This is a genomic window from Bacteroides sp. AM44-19 (genome assembly GCF_003603395.1).
GTDB classification, from domain to species: domain Bacteria; phylum Bacteroidota; class Bacteroidia; order Bacteroidales; family Bacteroidaceae; genus Bacteroides; species Bacteroides uniformis.
This window is the reverse complement of sequence record NZ_QTNB01000002.1, coordinates 118,003-129,931: the sequence shown is the minus strand read 5'-3', so window position 1 is coordinate 129,931 and position 11,929 is coordinate 118,003. Positions and strand designations below refer to the sequence as shown.

At 47.1% G+C, this 11,929-nt stretch carries 9 protein-coding genes; 4 read left to right on the top strand and 5 right to left on the bottom strand.

Annotated elements, in window-relative coordinates; genetic code table 11:
- Nucleotides 1-6: 6 nt before the first annotated feature.
- Nucleotides 7-279, bottom strand: coding sequence for a 30S ribosomal protein S18 (gene rpsR, locus DW947_RS05005; protein ID WP_004288442.1), 273 nt, complete (start codon nucleotides 277-279; stop codon nucleotides 7-9).
- A gap of 2 nt (nucleotides 280-281) precedes the next feature.
- A complete protein-coding gene (rpsF, locus tag DW947_RS05000; protein WP_005657357.1) occupies nucleotides 282-626 on the bottom strand; it encodes a 30S ribosomal protein S6 in 345 nt (114 codons plus the stop codon).
- 159 nt (nucleotides 627-785) lie between these two features.
- Here rpsF and DW947_RS04995 point away from each other — a divergent pair, with 159 nt between their 5' ends.
- Nucleotides 786-1,232, top strand: a complete 447-nt coding sequence (locus tag DW947_RS04995) for a MarR family winged helix-turn-helix transcriptional regulator (RefSeq protein WP_005830183.1) — start codon at nucleotides 786-788, stop codon at nucleotides 1,230-1,232.
- Between the two features lie 200 nt (nucleotides 1,233-1,432).
- A complete protein-coding gene (locus DW947_RS21530; RefSeq protein WP_005830181.1) occupies nucleotides 1,433-1,609 on the top strand; it encodes a hypothetical protein in 177 nt (58 codons plus the stop codon).
- Between the two features lie 88 nt (nucleotides 1,610-1,697).
- Here the strand turns inward: DW947_RS21530 and DW947_RS04990 are convergent, their stop codons facing one another.
- The 3 genes from DW947_RS04990 to DW947_RS04980 form a co-directional block, all read right to left on the bottom strand.
- Complete coding sequence (locus tag DW947_RS04990) at nucleotides 1,698-2,399, bottom strand: response regulator transcription factor (protein WP_005830176.1); 702 nt, start codon at nucleotides 2,397-2,399, stop codon at nucleotides 1,698-1,700.
- Nucleotides 2,400-2,404: 5 nt separating this feature from the next.
- Entirely contained in the window at nucleotides 2,405-3,949 is a 1,545-nt protein-coding gene (locus tag DW947_RS04985) for a sensor histidine kinase (protein WP_005830174.1), read from the bottom strand.
- A 300-nt stretch (nucleotides 3,950-4,249) separates the two neighbouring features.
- A complete protein-coding gene (locus tag DW947_RS04980) occupies nucleotides 4,250-6,406 on the bottom strand; it encodes an elongation factor G (RefSeq protein WP_005830172.1) in 2,157 nt (718 codons plus the stop codon).
- A 250-nt stretch (nucleotides 6,407-6,656) separates the two neighbouring features.
- Here DW947_RS04980 and DW947_RS04975 point away from each other — a divergent pair, with 250 nt between their 5' ends.
- Both DW947_RS04975 and DW947_RS04970 read left to right on the top strand, forming a co-directional pair.
- Nucleotides 6,657-8,426 (top strand): gamma-glutamyl-gamma-aminobutyrate hydrolase family protein, encoded by a 1,770-nt coding sequence (locus DW947_RS04975; protein WP_117887776.1) that lies wholly within the window; start codon nucleotides 6,657-6,659, stop codon nucleotides 8,424-8,426.
- A 147-nt stretch (nucleotides 8,427-8,573) separates the two neighbouring features.
- Entirely contained in the window at nucleotides 8,574-11,894 is a 3,321-nt protein-coding gene (locus tag DW947_RS04970) for a beta-galactosidase (protein WP_119958464.1), read from the top strand.
- Nucleotides 11,895-11,929: the final 35 nt, after the last annotated feature.

The following is an 11,929-nucleotide window of genomic DNA, read 5'->3' as shown; positions in this document are numbered from 1 at the left end:
CTCCTATTATTTCATCATGTCAGTTACATAGGGCAGCAACGCCAAGTGACGTGCTCTCTTCACAGCTTGAGCTACACGACGTTGGAACTTCAAAGAAGTACCGGTAATACGACGCGGAAGGATTTTACCTTGCTCATTCAAGAATTTCTTCAAGAATTCGGGATCTTTGTAGTCGATGTACTTAATACCGCTCTTTTTGAAACGGCAGTATTTTTTCTTCTTAACGTCTACTGAGGGCGGAGTTAAATATCTGATTTCTGATTGAACTTGTTGTGCCATGATTAATCCTCCTTTTTAGTTGATTTAACACTTCTTCTCTTCGCAGCATATTCAGCAGCGTACTTGTCTTGCTTGAAAGTCAAGAAACGGATAACGCGCTCATCACGACGGAAGTTTATTTCCAATTTCTCAATGACAGTAGGTTCTGCATTGAACTCAATCAGCTGATAGAAACCGGTTGACTTCTTCTGGATAGGATATGCCAGCTTCTTCAGTCCCCAGTTTTCTTCATTTACAATCTCAGCACCTTCAGCAGTAAGGATGCCTTTGAATTTTTCTACCGCTTCCTTCATCTGAACATCAGACAAAACGGGAGTCAAAATGAAAACGGTTTCGTATTGATTCATACTCGTTTAATTAAATAAATAAATTATTCGTTTTAAAAATGCGGTGCAAAGGTAGACATTTTATTTTGAACTACAAACATTTAATGTTTTTTTGTGTAGGGATATAGGAATTGTCTTCGGCTTGCACTATCTTTGCAAAGTTGTTTAAACAATAATTTCATGATAGAGCAATTCAACTTTGATATCCGCCTTATCTTTGCCATACTGAACGGTAAAGTGTCGGCTGCCATTAACCGAAAGCTGTCCCGCAACTTCCGCCAGAACGGTTTGGAGATTACTCCGGAACAGTGGACCGTCCTCATCTTCTTATGGGAAAAGGACGGGGTGACGCAACAAGAGTTGTGTAATGCAACTTTCAAAGACAAGCCCAGCATGACGCGCTTGATAGACAATATGGAGCGTCAGCATCTCGTCGTGCGCATATCGGACAAGAAAGACCGCCGAACCAATCTGATACATCTGACCAAGGACGGCAAGGAGCTGGAAGAACGCGCGCGCGTCATTGCCAACCAGACCCTCAAAGAAGCCTTGAAAGGCATCACCATCGAAGAGCTCAGTGTGAGCCAGGAGGTGCTGAGGAAGATTTTCTTCAATACGAAGGACTAAGATATAGGGATTAGGGGTTAAGGATTAGAGATTAAGGGAGGAGAAAACAAGGGGATGAAGCGTCATTTTTCATTCCTCATCTTCCATTCTTTATTAAAATATGGATTTTTTGCAAAAATAATTTCGCTTGTTAAAGAATTATGCTTTTCTTTGTGACAAGAATACGAAAGAATATAATAATCTAATTAAAATACACACACATGAAAGGCTTATTAAAAAATCTGGGATTGATATTAGTCGTAATAGGAGCTGTAATCCTGGTTGCATGTTCTTTTACCGGCAATGTTAACAACAATGCCATCTTGGGCAGTTCTGCCGTTTTGGTTGTAGTGGGATTGATTTCCTACATTGTCATCAACAAGAGAATTGTCGACTAATATCAAAAGAAAAGAAATAAAGAAGGCGGTTGCATATACATGCAAACCGCCTTTTTTATTTTCTCTCCCCCAGAGGAGCCGAGTCTCATCAAGACTCAGCTTCCGGAGTAATCAGTTTATATCCTTTTCCGTGAATGTTGATGATTTCAATCGAATCATCTTCTTTCAGGTGCTTACGAAGCTTTGTGATATATACATCCATACTACGTGCATTGAAATAGTTGTCATCAATCCAAATAGTCTTCAACGCAAAGTCACGCTGCAGAATTTCGTTGGCATGTGCACAAAGCAAGCCCAGCAGTTCGGATTCTTTGGTGGTCAGTTTAGTCTGCTTCTCGGCAGTCGCCAGAATCTGTTTCTGCGTGTCGAATGTAAACTTACCAATCTTATAGATGTTGCTCTCCTTGTTCTTCTTTCCGCGAACACGTCTCAGGATAGCTTCAATTCTGAAAGTCAGCTCTTCCATACTGAAGGGCTTGGTGATGTAGTCATCGGCACCAATCTTGAAACCTTCCAGAATATCTTCCTTCAATGTTTTTGCCGTCAAGAAGATAATAGGTATTTCGGCATTGGCCGCACGCACTTCTTGTGCCAGTGTGAATCCGTCTTTCTTCGGCATCATCACATCAAACACACACAAGTCATATTTATTCTTCAGGAAAGCCTTGTATCCTGCTTCTCCATCGGGATATAACTCGGCAGCGTAACCTTTTGCCTGTAAATATTCTCTTAAAAGCATGCCAAGATTTTCATCATCTTCGCACAATAAAATACGCAGTTTCTCGTCCATATCAATCAATTTTTTAATAAAGGTAATGCAATAATAAATTTAGTTCCTACGTTCAGTTCACTTTCTGCCCGGATAGTTCCCTTATGATCCATGATAATCTTCTTCACATAAGCCAGTCCCAAGCCGAAGCCTTTCACATCGTGCAGATTACCTGTATGCACGCGATAGAACTTCTCGAATATCTTTTTCAAATTCTCCTTCTTGATGCCGATGCCGTTATCTTGGATGGAAATCATCAGTTTGCCAGGCTCATTCCAAGTCTTCACCGTCAGTTGCAGATCCGCATCCGGACGTTTATACTTCACTGCATTATCCATGAGATTGAAAATCACATTGGTGATATGCATCTCATCGGCAAAAATGGCAGAGTTGGTAGCTTTAAGCTCCGATTCAATCTTTCCATTATAACGCTCCACTTTCAGTGTAAACGTGTTGATAACACCCGCTATCAGCTCGTTGGCATCCAGTTCCTTATTCTTCAAAGTAGCCTTCTGACGGTCAAACATCGACATCTGAAGCACTTTTTCTACCTGGAACCTCAAGCGCTTCGTTTCATCGTTGATGACACCCGATATATGCTGGAACATAGTCGGAGACTTGCCCACAGCCGGGTCTTTCAACATCTGTGCCGCCAGAGAAATCGTCGATATCGGCGTCTTGAACTCGTGCGTCATATTGTTGATGAAATCATTCTTCATCTCCGTCAGCTTCTTCTGGCGGAATACGATGTAAATCGTAAAGATGAACGTCACCAGCAGTACAAAAGTAAATATCATCGACGGTATCATAAACCTGACCGAATCGAAGATATAATCCTTCTTTCCCGGAAAATGTATCTTGACGATACTCATACGGGCTGGTGGGTCATTCAAAAACAATGGCTGCGAATAAGAGCTTTCACTCCCTGCATCGCTATAATCCGCACAACGGTATACCTCCCGACCTTCCCGGTCTATCACCTTGAAGTGATAATCCATATCACCGAGACCATTCTCTATCAGACCTGCTTTTAGATACTGGTCCAGACTTTTGAAATTAACACGCTCCTCAATCGGCTTGTCGCTGGCATTGTATACCATCTGCAACACCACCTCGTCCACCAATGCACGCTGGTAAAGATAGCGGTTTTTAAGCATCTCTATCTGCGAGCGTGAAGTCTGAGGAATGGTTTTTGCTCCGTGTTTGCGTGAAATCATTGCTCTTGGCAATTCAGAAGGCTCGTTACTGAAAGTTTTCAATTCCACCGAAGAACGGACACTGCCATCCGGAGCTGTCATCACAAACCGCTGGGTACGCATCACTCCGCTACTGCTTTGCGATTGTTCCCACGCCTTCTTTTCTGCCTCGGAGATATCCTCATTCAGCCAACGCACAACCTCTGCGGACTCTGCCTCTTTCGAAGCAGCCATCAACGCACGCTTCACCGATTCATCAAATTGTCCGTTACGCATCTTCACCATTTCCTCAATATAGCTTATCTGCAGATACAGCAAACTAAGGAAGGAAAGCCCCATAACAACACCTAATATCCATATAGTTGACTTTTTCATAGTCACAAAATTAACACTCCCTAATTAACACTCCTAACCAATTAACCTGATTTAACCGGACGTTCTCGTAAATTAACCGAAGACCATTTTTTAGGTTGTATTATGAGCATTATAACAAAAACACAAGCCTTTGGTTTGCAAATTTAATAAAAAATTAATCATTCAATTCACAATTCTGCATGTTCTTAATCTACGTTAATGAAAAAAGCCGTTATTACTTGCCATGAAGTAACAACGGCTTTAACAATTGTTATATTAGCAGCCGGTAGTTACAACAGCCAAACTACCAACCCCTGAAAATCATTCTTCAGCTTGCTTTGCCTCAAATTCCTTAATCAGTTTATCCTGCACATCACTCGGAACGAGTTCATAGCTGGCAAACTTCATGATGAACGAAGCACGTCCACCAGTCAGTGAGCTAAGTGCCGTAGAGTAGGATGACATTTCCTTCAAAGGCACCTTAGCACTCAGTTTTTCGTAACCGGCCTCGCTGCTCATACCCATAATCATGGCACGGCGTCCCTGCAAGTCACCCATCACATCACCCATCTTGTCCGACGGAACAAATACTTCCACGTCATAAATGGGTTCCAGAATCTTCGGGCCTGCATTCTTGAACGCTTCGCTGAACGCATTCCGTCCCGCCAGCATAAAGGAGATTTCATTGGAGTCAACCGGATGCATTTTTCCGTCATATACGATGACACGTACATCGCGAGCATACGAACCAGTCAACGGTCCCTGCTCCATACGTGACATGATACCCTTCAAGATGGCCGGCATGAAACGTGCATCAATGGAACCACCCACAATACTATTGACGAATACCAGCTTGCCACCCCATTCCAATGGAACTTCTTCGGTACCCTTGACGTTCATCTTGAACTCCTGACCATTGAATTTATAGGTTTCGGGCAACGGCATGCCTTCGTAGTAAGGCTCAACAATCAGATGAACTTCACCGAACTGGCCTGCACCACCCGACTGCTTCTTATGGCGATAATCCGCACGGGCAGCTTTGGTAATCGTTTCGCGATACGGTATTCTCGGTTCTTCAAACTTGATTTGCAGTTTTTCATTGTTTTCCAGACGCCACTTCAAGGTACGCAAATGGAATTCACCTTGTCCGTGTACAATAGTCTGACGCAATTCTTTAGACTGGTCTATCACCCATGTCGGGTCTTCCTCTCGCATACGGTTCAAAGCAACCATCATCTTTTCTGTATCCGACTCGTTCAACGGCTTGATAGCACGTGAGTATTTGGAGTTCGGATATTTAATGAAGTTGAAACGGTTTTCAGAGCCCTTACCGTTCAATGTATTGCCGGTATGTACATCCTTCAGTTTCACTGTACAGCCGATGTCACCGGCTACCATTTCCTCTACCTTGATACGGTTGGCACCGGCACAAGCATAAATCTGCGCGATGCGTTCCTTGGAACCGCGGTCTGCATTGGTAAAATCATCACCTTCGTGCACTTTACCACTCATAACCTTGAAGTATTGAACATCACCGATATGCGGCTCAACGGCAGTCTTGAAGAAATACAAGGAAGTCGGTCCGTTAGAATCCGGCTTCACCACCTCACCGCGTGTATTGTGCACCGGTGGCATTTCGTCCACAAACGGCACCACATTACCCAGGAACTCCATCAGACGGCGTACACCCATATCCTTGCCGGCACAGACGCAGAATACCGGGAACATACCTCGTGAAGCCAGTCCCTTGCGGATACCTTCGCGCATTTCGTCTTCTGTCAAAGAGTCCTGCTCAAAGAATTTTTCCATCAGGCCTTCGTCATGTTCGGCTGCAGCTTCTACCAAAGCCTTGTGCAGTTCTGTAGCCTTTTCCATTTCTTCGGCCGGAATCTCTTCAATAATGGGAGCGCCACCTTCGGGTCCCCACGAATATTTTTTCATCAAAAGTACATCGATCAACGAATTGAAGTTCGGTCCGGTAGCCAGCGGATATTGCACGGGCACCACCTTCGGACCGTATATGGTTTGCAACTGCTCAAGCACCATATCATAATCGCACTTTTCATTATCAAGCTGGTTTACCAGGAAAATAACCGGTTTGCCCAGTTTCTCGGTGTAGCGGAAATGGTTCTGCGTACCTACCTCGGGACCGTATTGCCCGTTCAGCAGCAGAATGGCAGTATCTGTAACGTTGAGCGCCGTCATGGCAGCCCCTACAAAGTCATCACTACCCGGGCAGTCAATGATATTCAGTTTCTTGCCGTTCCACTCCACATGGAAAACGGTGGAAAACACAGAATAGCCGTATTCCTGCTCCACCGGGAAGTAATCGCTGACTGTATTCTTGGCAGTAATCCTGCCGCGACGTTTTATAATACCACTCTCAAAGAGCAGCGCTTCCGTGAGAGTGGTTTTACCCGAGCCGTCATTGCCAAGGAGGGCAATGTTCTTAATTTCATTCGTCTGATATACTTTCATGATATATTAAGATTTTAAGTGAATAACCTGACATACGATGATGCCGTTAACTTTTTGTGAGGCGCAAATTAGGCATTAATTCAAAGAAAAGCAACATCGGGAAGCATGTTATATAACACACTTCCTCCACCAACAAAGAATATAATGTTCTTCTGCCAATAAACTGCCCGAATTCACAAGTCATCCAACTTCTTGGACGGCTTAAATATTTCTTATAACTTTGCAGGAAAAAGAATCCCCCCCGAAAACCATGAACAAACTACTGTTAACAACACTGCTCGTTCTATGTCCATATTTGGCAATGGGACAGTCCAACCAAAAAACAACCAGGAAAGCCCCTCTCATCGGCATTTCCTGCTCACATCCGGGCCGAAGCTCATCCACACAGATGACGTATACCGAGTCTGTAATCCAGGCAGGTGGAACACCTATACTGATTTCCATCACTACCGATAGCCTTGTCTTGACAGACATTGCCAACCGGCTGGACGGTATCATTCTGATAGGAGGAGGAGACATCCACCCTTCCTATTTCAATGAATCGCCCATCGAACAGCTGGGAGAGGTGGACTCCCTGCGTGATGTATACGACATGGCACTCATCCGCCTGGCTACCCGGCGTAACATTCCGATGTTTGGCATCTGCCGGGGAGAACAGTTAATCAATGTAGCTTTCGGCGGAACCCTTTATCAGGATATCCCTACCCAGCATCCCGACACCACTGTCTGCCACCAGCAGCAGGAACCGAGCAGTATACCAACTCATACCGTCCACCTCACTCCCGGTTCTGCCATGGCATCCATAACCGGACAGACACAACTTTTCACCAATACTCACCATCACCAGGCGGTCAAGCAAGTTGCCCCGGGATTCAGCGTAACGGGTTGGTCGTCAGACAGTATTCCCGAAGCTATAGAGTCTTCTCACGAATATCCGATATGGGGTGTGCAATTCCATCCCGAAGCTCTGGCTACGGCAGGCGACAGCATCTCTGCCAGATTCTTCTATTTTCTGGTTCAAAAGGCAGCTACCTACCGGCATGCCAAAGAGATTCATCGCCGCATCCTCTCCCTCGACACGCATACAGACACCCCACTTGATTTTGACGTTTCCTATAATATAGGTACGCGCGAAAAAACGCAGGTTTGCCTGCCCAAGATGCGAGAAGGAAAATTGGATGGACAATACCTGGCATGCTGGGTGCGTCAAGGCCCGTGCGATGAAGAGAACAGTCTGAAAGCCATTGACCGAGTGGATGAGTTGATACGCCACATCTACCGACAAGTGGAGATGAACGGGGAGCAATGTGCCATAGCCCGCACGCCCGATGATTTGTCCAGGCTCAAGACCGAAGGAAAGAAAGCCTTTTATATTGGCATCGAAAACGGATACGGCATCAGCAAGGATTTGAAGAATATCACCCGTTTCCATGATGCAGGCGTTACCTACATCACCCTTTGCCACACCCGCAACAATGACATCTGCGACAGTTCTTCGGACACGACTGCCCGTTGGAACGGCTTAAGTCCTTACGGTAGAAAAGTGGTGAAAGAAATGAACCGGCTGGGAATAATGATAGACCTTTCCCATGCAGCCGAAAGCACCTTCTGGGATGTACTGAAATATTCAAAAGCACCGGTCATAGTCTCCCACTCCTCTGCAAGCGCCATCTACAGACACGACCGCAATCTGACCGACGAACAGCTACGCGCCCTTGCCGCACATGGCGGTGTGGCTCAAGCCTGCCTGGTAGACGAGTTTCTGAACCCGGATGCCAAGAAAACCAACCTTACGGACTTCATGAAACACCTGCTGCACATGGTTGAAGTGGCAGGCATAGACCACGTGGGCATTGGCTCGGACTTCGACGGTGGAGGCGGGGTCAAAGGATGCAATGGGGACAATGATTTCATCAATATCACCGTCCGTCTGCTGGAACATGGATTTACAGAAACAGACATCGCCAAGATATGGGGTGGAAATTTCCTCCGGGTGATGAAACAAGTACAAACCAAATAGAAAAGACCGAAAAACATCACAAAAAGGAGAGATTAGAGCTATAATCTCTCCTTTTTGACACATTTACATACCCTCCATTTCTCAACTTTCGCATATCTTTGCCCAAAACATAAACGATTTATTAATTATCTAATACCGAATTCTTAAATGAAAAGGAAAATTATTTGGAGTTTTGCATTGCTGGCCTGCCTTTGCTGCCTGCCATCTGCAAAAACAAAAGCACAAACGAAAAATGCCGCAATCATACCCGGGGAAGTATGGAAAGACACCGACGGCAATCCCATCAACGCCCATGGCGGCGGCCTTCTTTACCACGAAGGGACCTACTATTGGTATGGCGAATACAAAAAAGGGGAAACCATCCTGCCCGAATGGGCTACGTGGGAATGCTACCGCACCGACGTAACCGGTGTCAGCTGCTACTCTTCAAAAGACCTGCTGAACTGGAAGTTCGAGGGTATTGTACTTCCTGCCGTGAAAGATGACGAGAAACACGACCTGCACCCCAGCAAGGTGTTGGAACGTCCCAAAGTGATTTACAACGAAAAGACAAAGAAATTCGTCATGTGGGCGCATGTGGAAAGCGCCGACTACAGTAAGGCATGTGCCGGCGTAGCGGTCAGCGATTCTCCTACCGGGACATTCACCTATGTAGGCAGCTTCCGTCCCAACGGTGCGATGAGCCGCGACCAAACAGTGTTCGTTGATGATAACGGCAAGGCATATCAGTTCTACTCGTCGGAAAACAACGCTACCTTATATATAAGCGAACTAACGGATGACTACCTGAAGCCCACTGGTCGCTATACACGCAATTTCGTGAAGCAAAGCCGCGAAGCACCCGCCGTATTCAAGTATAACGGCAAGTACTATATGCTCTCTTCCGGTTGTACCGGCTGGGATCCCAATGTTGCCGAACTGGCTGTGGCCGACTCCATCATGGGGCAATGGACTACCATCGGCAATCCGTGTACCGGTCCTGATGCAGATAAGACCTTCTATGCACAAAGCACTTACGTGCAGCAAGTATACGGAAAAGGAAATGCCTACATTGCCATGTTCGACCGCTGGAAAAAGAAAAACCTTGAGGACTCACGCTACGTATGGCTCCCGCTTGAATTCGGCAAGGACGGCACAATCGCGATACCCTGGCGCGACAGCTGGGACCCGCGTACCCAATGGGAAGGACAAGGCGACTTCTCTGCCGGCAAAGGAACATTCCTATTGAATGGCAAGCCGTTTGTCATCAAAGCCGCAGAGCTGCACTATCCACGTATCCCCAAAGCCTATTGGGACCAACGCATCAAGCTATGCAAGGCACTGGGCATGAACACCATCTGCCTTTATGTATTCTGGAACTCCCACGAGTCTCAGCCGGGAGTGTTCGACTTCACCGGACAGAATGACCTGGCGGAATTCTGCCGCCTATGCCAGCAGAACGACATGTATGTCATCCTGCGCCCGGGACCGTATGTCTGTGCCGAATGGGAAATGGGCGGACTGCCCTGGTGGTTACTCAAGAAAAAAGATATCCGCCTGCGCGAATCCGACCCCTACTTTATGGAGCGTGTAGGTATCTTCGAAAAAGCCGTTGCCGAGCAGGTAGCCGGTATGACCATACAGAACGGAGGTCCCATCATCATGGTACAAGTAGAGAACGAATACGGCTCCTACGGGGAAGACAAAGGCTACGTATCGCAAATCCGCGACATCGTACGCGCCAACTACCCCGGCGTAGCACTGTTCCAATGCGACTGGGCGTCCAACTTCACCAAGAACGGACTCCACGACCTGGTATGGACCATGAACTTCGGTACAGGAGCCAACATCGACCAACAGTTTGCACCGCTGAAGAAACTCCGTCCTGATAGCCCGCTGATGTGCTCCGAATTCTGGAGCGGCTGGTTCGACAAGTGGGGAGCCAACCACGAAACCCGTCCGGCTGCCGACATGATTGCCGGCATTGACGAGATGTTGTCCAAAGGCATCTCCTTCAGCCTCTACATGACCCACGGAGGGACCAACTGGGGACACTGGGCAGGAGCCAACTCACCCGGATTCGCCCCTGACGTAACCTCTTACGACTACGACGCCCCCATCAGCGAATCGGGACAGACCACTCCCAAATACTGGGAATTGCGAAAAGCATTGTCCAAATACATGAACGGCGAGAAGCAGGCTAAAGTTCCCGCTTTAATCAAGCCCATCCGTATTCCGTCTTTCCAATTTACAGAGATGGCTCCTTTGTTCGACAATCTTCCTGCTGCCAAGAAAGACCGCAATATCCGTACCATGGAGGAATATAACCAGGGATTCGGAAGTATTCTCTACCGCACCACACTGCCCGAGATGAAAACCCCGTCCCTGCTCACTGTGAACGATGCGCACGATTATGCCCAAGTTTTCCTGGATGGCAAATACATCGGCAAACTGGACCGCCGCAACGGTGAAAAGCAACTGGAATTCCCCGCCTGCCCCAAAGGTGCACGCCTCGACATTCTGGTAGAAGCCATGGGCCGCATCAACTTTGGACGTGCCATCAAGGACTTCAAGGGTATCACCCAAAGCGTAGAACTTACCGTAGACATCGACGGCCGTCCTTTCACCTGCAACCTGAAGGATTGGGAAGTCTATAATCTCGAAGATACATACGATTTCTATAAGAACATGAAGTTCCAGCCCATCGGCTCACTGAAAGATGAGTTAGGACAACGCATTCCGGGTTGCTACCGTGCCACCTTTAAGGTGAACAAGCCCAGCGACACATTCCTAAACTTCGAGACTTGGGGCAAGGGACTTGTCTACGTCAACGGGCACGCCATGGGACGCATTTGGGAAATCGGCCCGCAACAGACCCTCTACATCCCGGGATGCTGGTTGAAGAAAGGTGAGAATGAAGTGATTGTCTTCGACATCATCGGTCCCAAAGAAGTTAAGTCCGAAGGACTGAGCGAGCCATTACTGGACCAGTTGCTCGTCACCAAACCGCTGACGCACCGCAATGAGGGTGAAAATCTCGACTTGTCCGGTGAGCAGCCCGTCCTCTCCGGCAGCTTCAATCCCGGCAACGGTTGGCAGGAACGCAAATTCGACCAACCCGTCACCGGACGTTATGTCTGCCTGGAAGCACTAAGTTCCCAAGACGGGAAAGACTTGGCTTGCATTGCCGAAATGTACCTGCTGGATGAGAATGGAGAACGCCTGTCACGCGAGCCCTGGATTGTCAATTATGCCGACAGCGAAGACGTATCCCGTGTCAACTGTTCTGCAGACAAACTCTTCGACCTCCAGGAATCAACCTACTGGAGCACGACAAAAGGTACTCCATACCCGCATGCAGTCGTGATTGATTTGGGCAGTACCCGCACACTGACTGGCATACAATATCTTCCCAGAATGGAGAGCGAGGTACCGGGTGGAATCAAAGACTTCAAGGTTTACGTAAAATCCAAGGCTTTCAACTATTAAGCCGGACAGATTTATCCATAAAAAAAGGAGCTTGC